Raw genomic sequence first — 18,682 nt, 5'->3', positions numbered from 1 at the left:
GTTGCATCTGGAATAACACCAATCTGATAGTCATCCTCATATTAAGCCGTAAACATCGTAATTTAAGTATGGATTATTCGTTTGAATGTTGACCTGTACCTTACTTAACCCGGAGTATGGTGATGCGTCTAGATATGAACGTACAAATTGCTTAGATAAATCTATAACTAGCGGATCGTTAAGCACATCATCTATAGGTCTAAACCCTGCATCTGAAATCTCAGAACCATCAGCAACTAAAACACCTGAAACATAGTCCATCTCAAAAACGAAGTGCACAACATGCTCTTTTTCATTGTTAAACGGTTTAATTCCTGTTCTAACTCCTATTAGCCTTTTCGTAGTAGCATTAATTCCTGTTTCTTCTTTCAATTCTCTAATTGCCGCTTGCTCGAAGGTTTCCCCTTCTTCAACCATTCCGCCTGGCAGCATCCAGTGACCCTTATTGGCTCCATAAGTAACTTTTACAAGCAGCACATTGTTTTCCTTAACAATTAATCCTCCAGCGGAACAAGAAATTCTCATGCGAATCCCTCCCAACCATTTTGGGAAAACATATCACTGTTACGGGACTCATCGCGTCTATTCAATCAGCCGCTTGCCGATCTCCCAATGATAGCCAAACCGATCTACTACACGACCTATACGCCAGCCGTGCTCTTCATTTATTGGAACAATTTCTGTTGCTCCCGCAGCCAGGGCCAAATCGAATAGAAAATCCGGGTCGTTGACCGTTATGATCATGCGGAAGGAACCTCGGCCTACCATCTCCGGGATGGCGTCAGCCTCTTCTTGAATCCAGAAATTCGCTCCTCCGACGGAAAGCTCAGCGATCGCTACCTGCCCATCTCCCTCCTCTAATCGATACAGTTCAACCGCGCCAAATGCCGCTTTGTAAAAATTTATTGCATCAACTGCGTTGCTGACTGATAGCCATGGTGCGATACTAGCCTCAAATGACTCCGATCTCCGCGAACTACACATTAACATTATAGGTGAGTTGCAGTTCATCTCCAGGCAGGCCGCGAATGCCCCAGTTTGATTTTGGACTTTCAAAAATTGTTATTTCGATATCTTCAGAAGTAATATGTAATTGCGTTTGAATATGTTCAAAGAGCGACCGAATGAGCCGTTTTTTCGAATCGACGGAACGTCCTTCAAATACGCTTATTTCGATAATCGTATAGGCTTCAGTTCGTCCAGGCGCGTAATAAAAATCTTCTTTCTCCATTGCGAAAAAACGATGAAACTTCTTATCGACCGGCATTTTAAATGCATCCACTACACATGAATGAATAATTTGTGATAATTGTTCTTTTATCGGATTCAAGTTATCTTTAAGGCCAAAAATTTTCACTTGAGCCATTCTTCTAATCTCACCTTTCTTATCTCAATAGTTATCTGTGTAATCTTGTATACTTAGCAAAATTATAGCATATGCGTTCGGAATATATCAGCCTACGCTGAGCCAAACCAAACATTACTCAGCAAACAAATGCCTTCTTCAATTTCGCCCTCACTCATGCCACCAAATCCAAGCAATACAATAGATGTCGGGCAGCTCTCACTATCCATCCAATGAACATTAGGAGAATATACTCTTACTCCACTTCCAGCTGCCAGTTCGATCAGATGACCGCTTTCTCTGTCCTTAATATCAAGCAATAAATGCAGCCCTGATTTGCTCCCAATGATATTCACACGATCACCCATATACAGAGAAATCGCGTTAACAAGGGTTTTATGCTTCGCTTGGTACAGTCTTCTCATTTTGCGTATATGCCCAGAAAAATGCCCTCGATTCATGAACAAAAACACAGCCTGCTGAATGATTGGTGATGCCGGTTGATTGTAGACGGAAAATATATGATCCAGCTTTTCTAATATGGTTGTTGGTAAAACCATATAGCTTAAACGGGCAGCCGGCAAAAACGATTTTGAAAATGTTCCTAAATAAACGACGCGTTCTCCTGAATCCAATGCTTTAAGCGAGGGAATAGGTTGGCCTACATATCGAAACTCACTATCGTAATCATCCTCGATAATGATTGCGTCGTTTTGGCTTGCCCAATGGAGCAGCTTCATTCGTTTCTGTATAGACAACACCATACCTAATGGGAATTGATGTGATGGTGTCACATACACCGCATTGACTTCACTTGATTGCAGTTCTTCTATATTTAAACCGTCATAATCGACCGAAATCGGTGTAATTTTGCAGCCATGATTTTTCAAAACCGTTCGAACACCGTTATAGCCGGGTTCTTCCATCGCTATGTTTTGTCCCCCTAGAGACAAAAACTGCAATAACATGCTAACGGCATGTTGTGTACCGGAGCAAATGAGAATTTGATTTGGGCTGCACGAAACTCCGCGAGATTGAAATAAGTATTTGGCAATTTCCTCCCTCAGTTCTTCGTCTCCTTGAGGATGTCCATATCCTAATATTTGATAAGGGTCCTTGTTTAAAGAATCCGACAAACATCTTTTCCATATGCTCATTGGGAATCGATTCCATTCAATATCACCATAGTTAAAATCATACCGATATTTTCTCTCGCTAACATCTTTAATGGAGCTATATTGAACCAAACCTCGGGTTGTGTTCAAATCCTCTAGCGGCAGCACTCTTAACCCATTTCGACTTTTACTTTCTACATACCCTTCTGCCAGCAACTGTTGATAAGCAGCTTCTACTGTGTTTTTGCTAATCTTCAAGTAATTCGCCAATTCACGAATGGATGGAAGCTTGGCACTTTCAGCAATTAATCCTGATTCAATTTGATCTTTAATATACGTATACAACTGCGAATATAAAGGATTTTTTCCCTGCTTATCGAGTAAAGGAGTTATCTCTATCACTTGCAACACCTGACCCCATGAAATATTTGAAATCTGCCCCTTTTCACAGGGACAATTCTTATTTACTATTACATTATCATAAAAATAAAGGGTGTGTATGAATATGTTTCCCGTTAGATTGCAGAAGAGAGAATGTACCGATCAGGACAAAATTCAATCCTTTTTATTAAACGCAAAAACGGGATTCCTTGGCCTTTCCGCGAATGGACTCCCTTACGTTGTTCCGTTAAACTTCACTTGGCTAAACGATACTGTTTACTTTCATGGTGCTGCTGAAGGGCGCAAAATCTCCTATATACAGCAAAATCCAGAAGCTTGTTTCACAGTGAGTGAAGAATATGGTACATTAACTCACCCCGTACCTGCTCATACGGATACGTCTTACATGAGCGTTATCATTTCTGGACAAATACAGTTTGTTAATGAATTAGATGAGGCTGCGGAAGCTATGCAAAGTATGCTGGACAAATATGTGCCTGGGTACTATAAACAACCATTGTCCAAATCACATTTGGAAAAATACGAATCATCTATGGGAAGTAAAACAAAAGTATTTAAATTAATCACGACTTCCATCTCTGCAAAAGAAAATGAAAAAGTAGAGAGCGCAATGTTTTATCCAGGAAAAACGGTACACAACGATTTGTAATAACATATTGGCATTAAAAAAAGAAGCCCCGGCAGCTCATCTTAACGCTGCTTGGGCTCTTTGTTTTGAAATATACTTTTACACATTCTAGTGACATACCTCTCTACTCGTTAGGACTGCTGATTGAAATTAATCGATTGTCCGGGTCCCAATCAATTTTATTATCAAGAGCCTCTATAACAAAACGTAATGGCACCATCGTCATCGTATCCACAATCATAGGAGGAAAGTCTAACGTTACAGCTCTTCCATCAATGGATGCCTCATTTTGTCTAATGGTAAGTTTCAGAATATGGTTAGCATTCGAAATCGTCATTTTACCCTGTACATATTCCACTTTTGCTCCTAGTTCATTAAATGTACTGCGCAGCGGCACAAACGTAACACCTTTGTAAATATATGGGTTAGTGGTGAGTGATATCGTCTTTCCGTCTAGCTGTACCGTGATTGCCTTCTTGACCTGACGCAGCTTTTCCCCCATTTCGTTGTATGGTACATTCATTTGATTGTAGTAATCAACTAAAGATTCATTTCCCGCTAAATATCCGAACGGAACTTTAGTCCAGAGTGTTCCATCTGCTTTTACAATAATCAGCTGATCTTGGTTAAGAGATTGGATAGCAAACTGCTTCACGTTAGAAATTCCTGCAATGGGTACTGGATTTAAGGTTTCTTCGGAGCCTCCGATTAGCCCCCGCACTGTTCCATCCGAAGACAGAGCTGCACAAGCAAAATTCCCACAGCTAATATCGGTGCCAGAAGTTAAAAGTTTCTTTAGTATTAAACCCTTCTTAACTTCCCAGATTGTCCCCTCTTTATCCATTACAATTGTGTTTTTCCAATTGCCAGTTACTTTATTGGCAAGGATCCCTTCGAGTTTAACTGGAGTCATCAAGTCCGTTGATTGATCTCCCCAGCCATTGTAATGACCCCAAATCCAAGTTTCTCCTTTGGTATTAATGGCAGCTGACAGGAAGCTTCCTGCATGGACAGATACGATATCCTTGAGACCCGTTACTTGTTTGGGAATATTCTCTTCACTAATCCGTTTTCGGAACTCTTCAGGCTTGTAGGCATTTATATCCATACGGCCTAATTGACCGAACTGACTGTTGCCCCAAGACCAAACTGTGCCATCAGCTTTTAATGCCAGATTGTGGTCTTCTTTTGCCGCGATATCAATAACATTCGAAAGATTACTGACTTTAGTAGGTGATGATATCGAAACGTTTTCTTTTGTTTCAAAGTTATCTAAGCCGCTTACCCTATTCCCATTGCCACCCCAAAACCAAACCGTACCGTCTTTTTTTAGTACCAGACTGTATCCACTTGTGGCTTGTATCTTATTTACGTCGCTGAAAACAGGTACAGCAGCCGACTTAAAACCAGTGGTACCGTCTCCGAGCTGCCCGTTGAAGTTTGCACCCCATGCCCATACAACTCCTTGTTTGTCTAATGCGAGAGCATAGCTACCGCCCATTTCGACATGAGTTATTTCTGTAAGCTCTTTGGAGCTGCTATCAGAGGCAGCATTTAGCGGAATAATCGGAATCAACATAACGGTCAACATAGCAGCTAGGCCAACTATTGCATGATATCGTTTTTTCAATTTATTCATCTCCTTTTTGTTCAATCTAAGCTAATTCCACTGCTATAAAGTCTAGATAATCTAGTTAAATAATTCCCAATTTATATTAAATTTGTTAACTCCTAAACGAACGAAATCCATTATTTGTTGCACAATTAGTTATTGAAACTTAGCCCAATGGCAAGCCAAATGAACAAAAACCCGAAAGATAGACACTTTGTAAAGAAGTGTCTTGCTTTCGGGTTTTTGTCGATTCTTATACTTGCTTCTCAATAACGATATAAGCCCTGATCTTCCGCTTCACGAACCCATATCTGCATAAAGCCGGCCTCACGGTTATCCCATGCATAATAAGGAATGAATAAACAAGGGAACCCTTCGGCTGCTTTCCCTCTCAGAACGGTCACGCCGCCAAGCAACTCAGCTCGGTGCTCGGTCAACAGCTGCTCATGTGCGGCAAGGGAAAATTCGTCATAGGATAACCCCAAATTATCGGTCTGCTCCATGCAGTACACGATCGGCCCACGTTGCAGGGCAATTCTTCCAACGTTAGCTTCCACTTCCATCCGTGACCGGACAACCTCAACCGGCATATCAAGCTCTAGTACAACAGAGTCTCCCGGCGCCCAGTGACGATTTAGTACGAGATAACCGTTGTCGATCAGTCCTTCCGATCCCAGCGTACGCTCGCCTAGAACCGATAGCTTATATCCTCTGCACCAGCCAGGTACACGAAGTCGAATCTCGAACATTTCCGCTCGATCTGGGCTTACCGTAAGCTCAATTCTTCCATCCCAAGGATACGCCGTTGTCTGCTTGAGCTTGACGGATATCCCGCTCTTCGCTTCCAAAGTCGTTTCCCCGTTCATGTATTGATTGACAACAAACCCATCATCCGTTGCAGCATAGGTATATTGACCAATGGATGGCAAGAACCTAACTAGGTTTGTCGGGCAGCAAGAGGTGCCGAACCAGTCTACTCGGTGGTGCTCCCCCTTTGAAGCAAGCGGATTAACGTAGAAAAATTTGTCGCCTGACAGCGAGATTCCGGCTAAAGCACCATTGTACATCTCCCGCTCCACAACATCTGCATATTTGGCATCGCCAAACAGCAAGTTCATCCGGTGATTCCAAAATACCATAGCGATAGCCGCGCAGGTCTCGCAATAAGCAGATTCATTCGGCAGATCGTAATCATGCGTAAAACCTTCATTATGCTGAGAAGGCCCGATGCCTCCTGTCACATACATATTCCGTTCAACTGTATGTGCCCAAACGCGGTGCAGCGCATCAATATACGTTGGATCACCTGAGGCATGCACAACATCCGCCATCGCGGTGTACAAATACATCGCTCGTACAGCGTGGCCCGTTACCTTCTCGATATCCCGAACGGGAACATCATCCTGACAGTATGCTGGGCCCCATTCCTCCTTGTCCCATATTGCACCGACACCATGGCCATGACCGCGTTCTTCAAGCAGCCAAAGCGCAAGCTTCCAATAACGATCCTCGCTCGTTGCGCGATACAGCTTCACAAGCGCAAGCTCAATTTCCTCATGCCCTTCCACCCAGTGTCGCTTGCCTGGTCCAAACAAACTGTCATAATGATCGGCCATACGGCATCCAACATCGAGCAGCTTCCGCTTGCCTGTCGCTTCGAAATAGGCAACCGCTGCTTCAATCATATGACCACCGTTATACATCTCATGTTTTTCCATGTCAGACCATTTGAGATCAGGCGCTTCAAGTGTGTAGTAAGTGCTCAAGTATCCATCCGCTTCCTGCGCTGAAGCTATGAGATCAATAATCCGATCGATTTCCGCTTCCAGTATAGGATCACGATCCGTCATCAGTGCATAGGCTGCGCCTTCAAGCACCTTATATACATCGGAGTCGTTATAATACATTCCTTCGAATTTGCCTTCCAGCAACCCGCCAGCTATGGCGAAGTTGGCAATGCGGCCCGTCTCCTCACATTTATCCAGACAAGCCTTCAGCGTAATATTTTTGAGCACTTCCAGCCGCGGCCTCCAGAAAGCGTCATCGATCGCAACATTTGTAAAGGATACGTCTTGCCAGCCTTTTATGGTCTTCGTTTCCGTTTGTGTCATGTCTAACCATCCTTTCATCGTTTATTCTTATCCTTTCAATCCCGTTAACGTAATTCCTTCCAGAAAATAACGCTGACCGATTAAAAATACGAGCACGCAGGGCATAACGACGGTTGCCGACGCCGCCATGAGCAAATCCCATTGCGCCGTATAGCTGCCTTGAAACATTTGCAAACCCAGTGCCAGCGTAAAGTTGCTATCACTCTTCAAATAGATAAGAGGTCCCATAAAGTCATTCCACGAACCTAAGAAGGTGAATAGCGCAACGACGATAACAGCCGAGCGGCTAAGCGGCATAAGAATTCGCCAGTAAATTTGAAAGTAATTAGCCCCATCTACATAAGCAGCTTCATCAAAATCACGCGGAATCGTCATGTAGAACTGCCTTAGCAGGAAGATATTAAAGATACCTCCACCGAAGAAGGCCGGAACGATCAACGGATAGAACGTATCGTAGAAGCCAAGCGTCTTCCATCCGAGAAAACTCGGAATTAAGGTAACCGCAGCGGGCAGCATCATACTGGTCATGAGAATCGCGAAGATGGTGTCCCGGCCCTTCCACTGAATACGGGAGAAGCCAAAGGCTGCGATTGTGCTCGTCAACACCGTGCCTATAATAACGCTGAACACAATAATAAGTGTATTTTTGAAGAAATCACCGAACGGCAACACGGTAAGTGCTCTCTCGTAATTGTCCCATTTAAAAGGATTCGGAATCCATTCAGGCGGCATAACGAAAATTTGCGATAAATCCATCACCGAACTCCGAATCAACCAGACAAACGGAATAATGAACATGGCCGAAACAAGTATAAGGGCAATATATCCTGCTGTCAGCTTGAGTCTGGACTCCCTCATGATTTCTCCCCCTCGTAGTACACCCAAGATTTCGAGGTCTTGAATACGATGAACGTAAAGAACAAAATAATGATAAATAATATCCATGCCAAGGCGGATGCATAACCCATCTCTGTATCACGGAATGCTGTACTCCACAGGTAAAATACGAAAAATAAGCTTTTGTTATTCGGTCCGCCCTGTGTCAAAATGTACGCTTCGCTAAACACTTGGAAGGAACCGATAATCGTCATAATGGTGTTGAAGAAAATCGTCGGTGTTACCATCGGGATGGTAATATGCCGCAGCTTATGAAACCAACCTCCGCCATCGACATCAATAGCCTCATAGTACTGCTTCGGAATACCCGAGAGTCCCGCTAGGAAAATGATAACCGTGCCGCCAATTCCCCAAAGAGTCGTTAAGACAACAGAAGGGATAACACTGCTTTCGCCGAACAGCCAGTTGCTTGTCGGTAGATGAAACCATGTTAGCACCGTATTTACTAAACCTAAATCAGGATTGAGCAGCCATAGCCATATCATGGACGATGCAACAGCCGGAACAATACTTGGCAAATAGATAATCGTGCGAAACAACGACCTTCCCTTTACATTCATATTAAGGAGCAGCGCCAGTATGAAGGAGATAATGATGACGGCAGGTACCCGCAAGATAACGAAGTAGAAGGTAACACCTAGCGATTTATAAAATAAGTCATCTTCACCTGAGAACAGCTTGGCGTAATTATCGAATCCAATAAACGAGGTTGTATCTTTAAACACGCTATAATCCGTTAGACTCAGCACCAGACTTGCAATCATTGGGCCGAGCGTAAAAATAATAAAGCCCAATATAGCGGGAGCTGTGAATAATAATCCATAAAATAAAGCCTTACGCTCTCTTATTCGGCTTTTTTTCTTTATTGCTGGAATGGTTTGCACAGGGATATCCATGTCGATACGTACCTCCTATCATAAGAAGACGGCGGTCCTCAATAAGAACGCCGTCAATCCTGACTACAGTTCTTTCTTTAAATCTTTATTGTACGTCGCGACGCCCTTGGACTTGCGCCTGTGCTTTAGCAGCGATAGAATCCATTGCCTCTTGAGCGGTTTGTTGGCCTAGCCATACTTTATCCAATGCGGGATTAACGATATCCATAATTTTATTGAAGTTTTTCACATAAGCGGTTGGCGTTGCATGGCTGTTGCTCAAGACCATCTCAACGACCGCATCCTTGTAACCTGATGGACGAGAAGGCAGGTTTTCGGTCCATCTGGATAGGTATGTCTCATCCGTGTACCACTCTTTATGAGAGGGCATCCAAGTACCGGCAGTAAGCAGTTCGATTGAAGCCTCTGGATCGATCAGCGCCTTCAAGAGCTCCCATGCTTCCTCGGGGTGCTTTGTTGATTTAAACATTGAGAACATGCCAGAAACGACAGTTGTCATCGGCTGTTTCATGACTGGAAGCACGCCAACGTTAAAATTGAATTTGGATTGTGCTAAGCCCGTGCTCGCCCATTGTCCGTCAAAGGCCATTGCTACTTTCTTTGTTTGAAGCGCAACGTTCGTGCCTGGAATATTTTTAGCTTGAACCGGTGACGGTGCAACATGGTGGACATTGATTAGATCGGAAATCTTTTGAATAGCTTCAACAGCCTCAGGCTGATTCAGAGCAAAACTCTTGCCGTCCGCGGATAAGAAGTCTCCGCCATTCGAATAGATGAAGTTACTATATGAGCCCCACCAAGTAGGTACGTTGACTCCGAACTGTTTAATATTTTTAGCATCAAAACCTTCTTCGGTCGCATTCTTGCCTTTATTGTCGATCGTAAGCTTTTTGGCAACCTCAACGAATTCATCCCATGTCCACGCTTCAGAAGCTTTGGCTGGTGGAGGTGTTAATCCTGCATCCTTAAATACATCTTCGTTATAAAATAGGGCAAAAGATTCTGGACCAGGCGCAATTCCGACTACATTGCCGGGCTCTGAGGAGTACATGATGTTAGGAACTAGTCTGTCAACAGTCAGCTCCGAATCCTTATCAAGGAAGTCCTGAAGGTTAACGAACTTACCTTCTTCTGCTAAAGGATAAGCGATCGTGCTAGACTCCATCATGGCAATATCAGGCTCGTCATTCCCAGCTACCATGGTCGTTAATTTCGTATCGTAATCAGCTGAGATCGCTTGGAAATCAACCTTAATATTCGTGTGCTTATCCTCAAAACTAGCGACTGCTTTCTTAAATGCAGCTATCTCATCAGGTGCACCCCAAGCTGTAAGACGCAGTTTGATAGGGTCTTTGGAGACATTTTCGCCGCTTCCAGTATTTTCTGTGCTGCTTGTACCGTTCGTGGCTTGAGCCTGAGAGTTGTTGTTACCCGAATCAGACTTCGTGCATGCCGATAATACGCTGATTGTCATGAGTAGTACAACCAAGAGAACGGAAACCGATTTCCATTGTCTTCTCATCATCGTAACGAGCCCCTTTCATTTATCAATCTCATTGGCTCATAGCTGCAGTCTATGATGCTTTTATTGTAATGGATAGATAACGCTTTCAAAACCCGAGTATTATTAGAATGGTGGACTATTATTAGGTTTGGAGCGGAAGTCGTATCAGAATGCTTGTACCTGATCCTTGTACGGGTCGAATCTCGATGCCGTATTCGTCGCCGTATGCCATCTGTATACGGGAGATGGTGTTCTTAATTCCGACCGAGGAGGACTCCTTAAACAAAATCAGTTTAATCATCTCTTCACTTATTCCTCGTCCATTATCGTTTATCTCAAAAAAACGGCTTCCTCCATCTTCCCATCCGCGAATGAAGATGACGCCTCCCTCATCCATCTGATTAAACCCATGCAGAATAGCATTTTCAACAAACGGCTGAAACAGCAGCCTCGGCACCTTATGATCATAAAGAGAAGGATCAATTTCATAGTTAACCGTAAATTTGCCTTCGAACCGAGCAGACATAATATAAAAATAGTTTTTCATCCACTCGATTTCTTCCGAAAGATGAACGGCACCCCATTCCTTCCGAGAGGTATAATGCAGCATATTGGACAAACAAACGAGCATTTTACTTAGTTCCTTCTGGTTATTCTCAATAGCCGTCCAATTCATAATATTGAGCGTGTTATACAAAAAATGAGGATTCATCTGCATATTAAGCGCGTGAATTTCAGCTTCCTTTTCCTTTAACTTAATCTCATAATTCTCTTTGACCAGCAGGTGAATCCGATCATTCATCCGGTTAAACCGCTGCATCAAAATTCCAAATTCATCATTCGTGCTGACCTCCACCCGGGTTTGAAAGTCACCTTCGCCAACGGATCTCATCGCTCCGAGCAGCTTCTTAATCGGACCGGTGATGCGGCTTAATATAAAATAAGCAAATAGAAAAGCGATGCCCCCCAAAATAGCAGCTAACACAATCGTCGAGGTTCGAATAACAGGCACTAGGTTGCCTACCAAGGCAGATTCTGGCGTTATTACGATAGATAACCACCCGGTTACGGTTGAGCGGTCAAAACATATAATCATATTCTCGCCGTTCAGCTTCATCCGCTGAGTGCCGCTTCCCGTCATGCGGAATGAATCCACCCATTTCTCGTTGAAACTTTTCGTTACTTGTGACACATCACTGCCAGCAACCACGATATTGTTCGGATCTAATACCATATAGCGAGAACCGACTGGTATGCTTTTCTCAAACAGAGCATCCAGTACGGTGGATTTGAAGCTAATCGTGAGCACAGGCCGCTCCACATTCGGATCCAGCTTAATTAAAGTACTGTCTTCCATATGTGTGAAATTGAGCAAGCGCGTAGCCGAATATAAATAGCGATAGTCGATCTTGCTCTTGGAAAGCCAAGACTGATCAAACATATCTACAAAGTCATAGGTAGGATACCAGATCATTTTCCCACCCGCTTGCTCGGCTTGCCGGTAAATATTCGAAAGTGTGGGATCTCCTTGCGGCATGTTTTGCGAATTGCCAAAGGTGAAGTAAGAAGTCCAAAGCTGATAGGCGTAAACATCCTCGTTTTGCGAGAAATATTTACTGAGAATGGTGGATACTCGTCGATCGGCTGCGAGCAGCTCCTCGTCCTTTGCTGGATTCAGCTTACTGAATATTTGAAATAGATCCTTGTCTACAAATAAGGCCAAGCTGTTCTGATCCACAACTTTGAGCTTCGTATCGATGACTTCATTATTTTTTTTGACGATCTCATAAACGTTTTTTTGCGCTTGCTCCGTCACGACCTTAAGGCTTGTACGATAAAATAATGTACTTAACACGAGGAACGGCAAAGCAATTAAAATAATATAGCTGATGAACAGCCGTCTTCGAAATGTCATGTTCATATCTCGTCTCTATTCGTCGAAAGGGATTTGTGCTTATAGGTTTCAGGTGATAGACCATTCTGTTTCTTGAACACTCTGCAAAAATACTTCGTATCACGGTAACCGCATTGCGCAGCAATATCATAAATTTTCAGAGTACCGGCTCTGAGCAATTCTTTCGCCCTTCTCATTCGAGCCTCAGTGATATGGTCAGAAAAAGACTTTCCGGTACGGCTTTTGATTAATGTACTGAAATAAGACGGATTAAAGGCGAACTGTTCAGCTGCCATCTCGAGTGTCAGATCCTCCATATATTTCTCTTGTATCCAGCTCAAACACTTATCCATAATGATTTCGCTTTTCCCTTGCTTCATGTTCCGTAGTGCTTGATGCAAATCACGAAGTTGATATTCTAAGAGCCCAAGCAGCTTACTGAAACTATCGCATGTGGGGATTTCCGTTATAACCGTATTCGTGAGGACGCTTCCAAAGTTTCTTTCGACAACATCTCTTGTTCGGCTTTTAATCTTCATGAGCGTGAGAGAGGCACACTCTTTAATGAGTTGCGGTTCTGTTTGACCTTCACCTGCCAGATCATGAAAGGCAGACCGGCACAGCATTATCGCAGCCATCGGATCGGTATCCTGCAAAGCTTCGAATAACCGTTCCCCATCTAAGTGAAAGGACTTGCTGGAAAGTCGCAGCTCATCATGAAACAAGACACCCTGCCAACGATCATGAAAATTATATATACATGCGGTTTGAGCTGATCGATACGATTGAGGCAACTGCTCTAGTAAGGAAAAACAGCTACTGCCAATTCCATGTACAAGTCTGCCAATCGGCAGCCATTCCTTGCTCAAAGCGGTAAATGCCGAACGAATTTCTTCGCGTCTATGCTGGAATGGGGCCTGAGTACGTACAATCGTAATGGCTTGGAATACATCATCTCGCAACGAATTTAAGGAGAAGGTACTAGCTTGACCGTAATATGACCCTAAATGCTCCAACTGCTGCAACAACGCTGGTGTATGGAGACTCTTATCCTCCTCTAGGCGAATGGTGAGTTCGGAGAATATTACTGTACCGCTTCCTTGCACAATATCGAGTGCTTCAAGTTCCTCTTGTTCCACTGCCGATAAGTTACCGCTCAGCCATAACAAAAGCAGATTCTTTTGGTAAGCAGAGGAGGTGAGTTTAAGTCTATCCTTTAGCTTTTCGGATACCTCATCCTGCTTTGACTCCGTTGCTATTTGCGCATCAAGTCGCCGCAAAATATCCTCCACTTTATCTGTATCAATCGGCTTCAACAAGTAGTCGTAAGCGCCATGACGAAGCGCGGTTTGCGCATATTCAAACAAATTATAGGCAGATACCATGACTACCTTCGGTCGATGTGGCTCATTCTCAAGCCATTTAAGCAAAGTAAGGCCATCCATATTAGGCATCTGGATATCCGTCAACATGATTTGGGGCCGATCCACTCGAATGATCTCCATAGCAGCCGCCCCATCTTTCGCTACAACAATTTCAGCGTTTGGCCGCATCTCGCTAACTAATTTAGCCATTCCTCTGAGATGCCTTGGCTCGTCATCCACAATTAGTATTTTCAATCCGCTCACGCTCCATCTTCATGCGGTCGCTTTCACTCATTAACTAATGAATTTCCGCATTGGTTGTCAATTTATAAGCGAGTATAACACTAAACAACTCGACTGTTGCAAGAAAATATTACAAGATTCTATGAATATAGTGAACGATTGGCATTGGAACTATAGGATACAAAAAGGCCATCCTTTGCAGGATGACCTTTGGTTTCAATGGATTACTTGTCGCCTTACTTACGCGGCTAGACTATTTACTCAATGACAGCAATTGCATCAATTTGCACTAAAATATCCGCACTTACGCAGGTAATTGCTCTTGCTGGATACGGAGCAGAAAAATACTCTTTATAGTAGATGTTGAACTCGTTAAAATCAGCCCCTGCTCCAAGAAACACGGTTACTTTGACGACATCCGTCATTTGGGCTCCTGCTTCTTCAAGAATGGCTTTCAAGTTGTCCAATGTCCTTCTTGCCTGATATTCCAACGTGCTGTCCTCGCACATGCCGCTTATAGGATCGAAAGGTCCCTGACCAGCTACATAAACGGTATTTCCAACTTTGACGGCTTGAGAATAAGGCATTCCTCCTGGCTGTTGAGCTTTGTCCGTTAAAATAATTTCTTTCATAAAACCAACCTCCTATAATGGATTACTATTAAATCGGTTCACTTCCACATTCTTTGCACATGCTCCAGCTGGTTCTGATTAAATGTCATTTTATAAATGTCTGGCTTGGAGGTCGTATTCCAAAAATCAAAGCCATACTTATCATCATAATGATTCATTATGATCGTCATAATGTTGCCATGTGTACCTATGATGACGTTTTCGCCTCGGTGTTCCACTAGTATCCTCTCAATGACGGGTATCGCTCTTTGCTCAGCGCTCCGAGTCGTTTCTCCGCCCTCCAAGGCAAAATCTTTGTCCGTAAAGGAAGTGCGTATTCCTTCATACAACACATCCCATGGAGCCTTATAATCCAATCCCTTTATCGGCCGCTCCACCAGCTCTTCATACTCTACAATATTCATAGATTTAAGTTCAGCTAAGTACTGAATCGTCTGCATAGCTCTTGTGTAAGGACTCGATGCCATATAATGAATATCTACTTCACTTAGCACCTCGGCAACTTGTTTCGCTGCTGCTATTCCCTCCACCGAAAGTCCGCGAGTTCGTTCTTGTCCAAATTCAAAGGGAGATTCTGCATGCCTTACCATATAAATGACCGTATTCATATACCTGTCCTCCGTTAGTTTCCAAATAATAAATAGCATTTATTTAATCGCTTTGCTAAGAAACATTTCGTGAATATCCGGATAAGATTTACTCGATGCCGTAGGTGTAGCTTGTATGACTGATACAAATTGATGTTTTGGAATAACATTCACCTCTTGCCCTCCAAATCCACGACATCCATATCCATTTGGAGACAGCCACCAAAGAAAACCATAAGACGGATTCGATGGAGTAATAGCTTGCTTCACAAACTCAGAAGAAACAATCTGCTTTCCATTAACCCTTCCATCTCCTAAAAATAGCAAACCTACCTTAGCCATATCTCTAGCAGACAAGTCCGATTGTTCTTCTCCCTTCATCACCGTATAGGAGAAACCGCATGGACTACTCGGCCAAATTCCACTGGCAATATCAAGCGGTTTATACATTTCATTATGGATTAAGTCGTAGGATGTACCTCCATATGCTTTACCTATAATCGCAGATAACAGCATGACGTCCCATTCCTTATATTGAAATGTCATGCCGGGAACACTGTGCATGTCAATATCAGCGATATGAGTCATCCAGTCCTGCGTACGCATCATTTGCTGCAACATCGGACAATGGTAATGAACACCGCCATTCCAGTAAATGCCTGATGACATAGTTAGCAAATGCCGAATCGTAATCAGCTTATGATAATGATGGTTATGCCCCGCAAATGAAGGCAAATATTTGCCAATCTGTTCATCCAGATTACCGATCAAGCCTTTGTCTAAACAAATGCCTATTGCAATGGCTAGAATGCTCTTCCATACCGATTTAATCGAATGCCTCGTGTTTTCATTACACTTATTGAAGTAGCGTTCGTAAACCAACTTCCCGTTTTTCACAATGATTACGCTGTTTATGAGTCTATATCGCTTTTGTTTCACATAATCATCTATCTGCTCAAGAAGATTAACATCCATTCCCTCCGCTTCGGGAGTGGACAAATGCCACTCAAAGCTCATTGCAGCACCTGCTTTATATATTTCCCTATGATCGATTTGCTGTTTGTCACAAGCTCCTGAGGTTTGCCCTCCGCGATAATATATCCCCCATCGCTTCCGCCTCCTGGACCCATTTCGATAATATAATCACAATTGGCGAGTACAGCAGGATCATGCTCTGTCACAATAATCGTATTGCCAGCATCCGCAAGCTGCTGCAGCAGTGTAATCAGCCGCTCCGTATCTGAAAAAGAAAGACCTGTCGTTGGCTCATCCAAAATATAAACATTTTCTTTCCCACTTTGCCTACACAGTTCTTTGGCGAGCTTAATTCGCTGCGCCTCACCGCCTGATATAGATGGCGTCTTCTGACCGAGCGTAATATAACCCATGCCTACACTTTCGAGCGTACTGAGCGTGCTCGATATCATTTTGTCATAAGCTATAGATTGTTCATTTCCAAAAAAAATGCTGGCCTCTGCCACGCTCATCATCAAAACTTCCTTAATGTTCTTTCCCTCTAGCGTCACACTTAAAGCTTCTTCGACGAATCCTGTTGCACCGCACATTTCGCACTCTACCTCAATGAAGTTGCCGAAGCCGACATAGTGGTTTTTAAAACCTTCCCCTTTGCAGCCCCTACAGCCTCCTTCAGAATTGACGGTAAACAAACCGGCTGTATATCCTTTTCCCACCGCATCGGGTGTTTTGCTGAACAGTGTACGGATTCGGTCAAATATGCCCGTATAGGTCGCTGGACAGGATGTTTTGCTCCTTCCGATTGGTTTCTGGTCAACCACTATGCATTTCTTGATATGCTCGATTCCGAGTAACGTCACCTCTTCTTGCAACACAAACTCCATTTCGTCATTCTCATAAACGAACTTGCTTTTGAGTGACTGTTTAAGCTTCGGTACGAGTGTATCTTGAATTAAACTGGACTTGCCGCTGCCCGATACACCGGCTATACCAACCATCAGTCCAAGGGGTATCGTTACAGAGACATCGCGAAGATTATGTAGATTCGCATGCTCCAGCCTAAGTACTTTACTTGGATCGACTACCTTATAGCTTTTTTTGGCATGCAAAGTTTTGGTGCCTTTCAAGTAAGGAGCTGTTCTCGATCGTTCACAAGACATAAAATCATGATAGCTTCCCTGAAAAATCCGCTCTCCACCATAGACTCCCGCTTCAGGTCCAAGGTCGACGATGTAGTCAGCTGCTTGCATAAATTTATGATCATGCTCTACAGCAACTACTGTATTTCCGCGCTCGACTAAGCCTTGAATGATACCGATCAGCATCTCCTTTTCTACTTCATGTAATCCGATTGTAGGTTCGTCGAATATAAAAATAATAGAATCCATATCAGCAATAATAAAAGACGCCAGAAATAGACGCTGGATTTCACCGCCTGAGAGGGTAGGAACTGGACGCGATAGAGAAAGATGATGTAGGCCTACATCGACCAAACACTCAAGCTTCATTATCATTTCATCCAACAAATTTTTACTCGATACATTGCTGTGCTGATTTTGCAGAAAAACAAGCAGTTCATTGATGTACATATCCTCGAGCTCTTTAATCGTACGCTCACCTATTGTTGTATGGATAGCTTGTAGACCTAGACCTGTTCCTTTACATTTCGGACATGGCATGGAATCCGCTTTAATCCCCCATAAAATCACTTCTTTGTCCTTGCTTCCATGTCTCTTCATTTTGCTCGTCATATGTTTCATCATTTCTGTAAAAACAACAACGGCACCTACAAATCCACTCTTACGGCAGCCATACTTAAATGAATGAAAAACATCATCAGGTAAAGCTCTGATTTTGTCATTAATATCAATCTCGTATATTTCACAAAACTTTTTAAAATTTCCTCTGTGAAAACGATGTTTGATCAAAAATCCATCAAACAAGTTTTTAATTTGCATTTCCGAATTCAAAATAGCTTCTTCTTGAATCAGGTGATGGCTTCCAGTACCGAGACACTTCACGCACATTCCCTTAGGCGAGTTCCTCTGAAACAATTCCATTGAAAGCGGCAGCCCATCATTGTAAGCAGCATCACGTACACCATACGTTGCAAATAAGATTGCAAGTAAATTGCCGATTTTCGTCCTCGTGCCTACTGTACTTCTAGGATTCGATTGCCGAATGATACGCTGCTCAATAGCTACTGCGGGAGACAAACCCGTTATTTTATCAAAAGACGACACCGCATCAACCATATACTGCGTACCCGAGAACAAGAGATAGCGCCGCTTTCCTTCTTCATACAACGTATCGAAAGCCAGACTCGACTTGCCGCTTCCCGATACGCCTGTAATGACCGTCAGCTTATTTTTTGGAATTCGGACATCGATATCCTTGAGGTTATGCAGCCTTGCTCCTTCTATTTCAATGAAAGCTTTCATGCATGCACTCCATTCTGGCATTAATCTCATAACCAT

General features: G+C 43.3%; 16 protein-coding genes. 1 reads left to right on the top strand and 15 read right to left on the bottom strand.

Annotated elements, in window-relative coordinates; all coding sequences use genetic code 11:
* Window positions 1-36: 36 nt before the first annotated feature.
* The 4 genes from AC787_RS28880 to AC787_RS28865 all read right to left on the bottom strand — a co-directional run bounded on the left by AC787_RS28880 (window position 37) and on the right by AC787_RS28865 (window position 2,862).
* A complete protein-coding gene (locus AC787_RS28880) occupies window positions 37-525 on the bottom strand; it encodes an NUDIX domain-containing protein (RefSeq protein WP_054028416.1) in 489 nt (162 codons plus the stop codon).
* 57 nt (window positions 526-582) lie between these two features.
* Entirely contained in the window at window positions 583-990 is a 408-nt protein-coding gene (locus AC787_RS28875; RefSeq protein WP_235561153.1) for a VOC family protein, read from the bottom strand.
* The gene (locus tag AC787_RS28870; RefSeq protein WP_054028414.1) at window positions 977-1,366 is read right to left on the bottom strand and encodes a tautomerase family protein; all 390 of its coding nucleotides are present in this window, start codon (window positions 1,364-1,366) and stop codon (window positions 977-979) included. The genes AC787_RS28875 and AC787_RS28870 overlap by 14 nt, the downstream gene beginning before the upstream one ends.
* Before the next feature lie 92 nt (window positions 1,367-1,458).
* On the bottom strand, window positions 1,459-2,862 hold the full coding sequence (locus AC787_RS28865; protein WP_054028643.1) for a PLP-dependent aminotransferase family protein: 1,404 nt from the start codon (window positions 2,860-2,862) through the stop codon (window positions 1,459-1,461).
* 103 nt (window positions 2,863-2,965) lie between these two features.
* Between AC787_RS28865 and AC787_RS28860 the strand changes: the two genes are divergently transcribed.
* Window positions 2,966-3,511, top strand: a complete 546-nt coding sequence (locus AC787_RS28860) for a pyridoxamine 5'-phosphate oxidase family protein (protein WP_054028413.1) — start codon at window positions 2,966-2,968, stop codon at window positions 3,509-3,511.
* A gap of 103 nt (window positions 3,512-3,614) precedes the next feature.
* Here AC787_RS28860 and AC787_RS28855 read toward each other — a convergent pair whose 3' ends face one another.
* From AC787_RS28855 to AC787_RS28805, 11 genes are all read right to left on the bottom strand, one after another.
* On the bottom strand, window positions 3,615-5,120 hold the full coding sequence (locus AC787_RS28855; protein ID WP_054028412.1) for a stalk domain-containing protein: 1,506 nt from the start codon (window positions 5,118-5,120) through the stop codon (window positions 3,615-3,617).
* Window positions 5,121-5,368: 248 nt separating this feature from the next.
* Window positions 5,369-7,213 (bottom strand): glycoside hydrolase family 127 protein, encoded by a 1,845-nt coding sequence (locus AC787_RS28850; RefSeq protein ID WP_054028411.1) that lies wholly within the window; start codon window positions 7,211-7,213, stop codon window positions 5,369-5,371.
* A gap of 27 nt (window positions 7,214-7,240) precedes the next feature.
* The gene (locus AC787_RS28845) at window positions 7,241-8,071 is read right to left on the bottom strand and encodes a carbohydrate ABC transporter permease (RefSeq protein ID WP_054028410.1); all 831 of its coding nucleotides are present in this window, start codon (window positions 8,069-8,071) and stop codon (window positions 7,241-7,243) included.
* On the bottom strand, window positions 8,068-9,006 hold the full coding sequence (locus AC787_RS28840; protein WP_082361241.1) for a carbohydrate ABC transporter permease: 939 nt from the start codon (window positions 9,004-9,006) through the stop codon (window positions 8,068-8,070). The genes AC787_RS28845 and AC787_RS28840 overlap by 4 nt, the downstream gene beginning before the upstream one ends.
* 85 nt (window positions 9,007-9,091) lie before the next feature.
* Complete coding sequence (locus AC787_RS28835; RefSeq protein ID WP_054028409.1) at window positions 9,092-10,531, bottom strand: ABC transporter substrate-binding protein; 1,440 nt, start codon at window positions 10,529-10,531, stop codon at window positions 9,092-9,094.
* A 121-nt stretch (window positions 10,532-10,652) separates the two neighbouring features.
* Window positions 10,653-12,425, bottom strand: a complete 1,773-nt coding sequence (locus tag AC787_RS28830; protein WP_054028641.1) for a sensor histidine kinase — start codon at window positions 12,423-12,425, stop codon at window positions 10,653-10,655.
* 2 nt (window positions 12,426-12,427) lie between these two features.
* Window positions 12,428-14,023 carry a response regulator transcription factor gene (locus AC787_RS28825; protein ID WP_054028408.1) on the bottom strand — a complete coding sequence of 532 codons (1,596 nt, stop codon included), beginning with the start codon at window positions 14,021-14,023 and terminating at the stop codon, window positions 12,428-12,430.
* Window positions 14,024-14,268: 245 nt separating this feature from the next.
* Entirely contained in the window at window positions 14,269-14,643 is a 375-nt protein-coding gene (locus tag AC787_RS28820) for a RidA family protein (protein ID WP_054028407.1), read from the bottom strand.
* A gap of 38 nt (window positions 14,644-14,681) precedes the next feature.
* Window positions 14,682-15,251 carry a histidine phosphatase family protein gene (locus AC787_RS28815; RefSeq protein ID WP_054028406.1) on the bottom strand — a complete coding sequence of 190 codons (570 nt, stop codon included), beginning with the start codon at window positions 15,249-15,251 and terminating at the stop codon, window positions 14,682-14,684.
* A 39-nt stretch (window positions 15,252-15,290) separates the two neighbouring features.
* On the bottom strand, window positions 15,291-16,247 hold the full coding sequence (locus tag AC787_RS28810; RefSeq protein ID WP_054028405.1) for a serine hydrolase domain-containing protein: 957 nt from the start codon (window positions 16,245-16,247) through the stop codon (window positions 15,291-15,293).
* Window positions 16,244-18,646, bottom strand: coding sequence for an ATP-binding cassette domain-containing protein (locus AC787_RS28805; RefSeq protein WP_054028404.1), 2,403 nt, complete (start codon window positions 18,644-18,646; stop codon window positions 16,244-16,246). The genes AC787_RS28810 and AC787_RS28805 overlap by 4 nt, the downstream gene beginning before the upstream one ends.
* Between the last annotated feature and the right edge of the window lie 36 nt (window positions 18,647-18,682).

The sequence above is a fragment of the Bacillus sp. FJAT-28004 genome, from assembly GCF_001280845.1.
In the GTDB taxonomy this organism is placed as follows: domain Bacteria; phylum Bacillota; class Bacilli; order Paenibacillales; family Paenibacillaceae; genus Pristimantibacillus.
This window is presented reverse-complemented; position numbering and strand designations above follow the sequence as displayed.

What these genes read in the sequence shown, in the direction of transcription:
- AC787_RS28880 (WP_054028416.1), bottom strand. Translation starts at nt 525, where the DNA reads ATGAGAATTTCTTGTTCCGCTGGAGGATTAATTGTTAAGGAAAACAAT.
- AC787_RS28875 (WP_235561153.1), bottom strand. Translation starts at nt 990, where the DNA reads ATGTTAATGTGTAGTTCGCGGAGATCGGAGTCATTTGAGGCTAGTATC.
- AC787_RS28870 (WP_054028414.1), bottom strand. Translation starts at nt 1,366, where the DNA reads ATGGCTCAAGTGAAAATTTTTGGCCTTAAAGATAACTTGAATCCGATA.
- AC787_RS28860 (WP_054028413.1), top strand. Translation starts at nt 2,966, where the DNA reads ATGTTTCCCGTTAGATTGCAGAAGAGAGAATGTACCGATCAGGACAAA.
- AC787_RS28850 (WP_054028411.1), bottom strand. Translation starts at nt 7,213, where the DNA reads ATGACACAAACGGAAACGAAGACCATAAAAGGCTGGCAAGACGTATCC.
- AC787_RS28845 (WP_054028410.1), bottom strand. Translation starts at nt 8,071, where the DNA reads ATGAGGGAGTCCAGACTCAAGCTGACAGCAGGATATATTGCCCTTATA.
- AC787_RS28840 (WP_082361241.1), bottom strand. Translation starts at nt 9,006, where the DNA reads ATGGATATCCCTGTGCAAACCATTCCAGCAATAAAGAAAAAAAGCCGA.
- AC787_RS28835 (WP_054028409.1), bottom strand. Translation starts at nt 10,531, where the DNA reads ATGATGAGAAGACAATGGAAATCGGTTTCCGTTCTCTTGGTTGTACTA.
- AC787_RS28830 (WP_054028641.1), bottom strand. Translation starts at nt 12,425, where the DNA reads ATGACATTTCGAAGACGGCTGTTCATCAGCTATATTATTTTAATTGCT.
- AC787_RS28820 (WP_054028407.1), bottom strand. Translation starts at nt 14,643, where the DNA reads ATGAAAGAAATTATTTTAACGGACAAAGCTCAACAGCCAGGAGGAATG.
- AC787_RS28815 (WP_054028406.1), bottom strand. Translation starts at nt 15,251, where the DNA reads ATGAATACGGTCATTTATATGGTAAGGCATGCAGAATCTCCCTTTGAA.
- AC787_RS28810 (WP_054028405.1), bottom strand. Translation starts at nt 16,247, where the DNA reads ATGAGCTTTGAGTGGCATTTGTCCACTCCCGAAGCGGAGGGAATGGAT.
- AC787_RS28805 (WP_054028404.1), bottom strand. Translation starts at nt 18,646, where the DNA reads ATGAAAGCTTTCATTGAAATAGAAGGAGCAAGGCTGCATAACCTCAAG.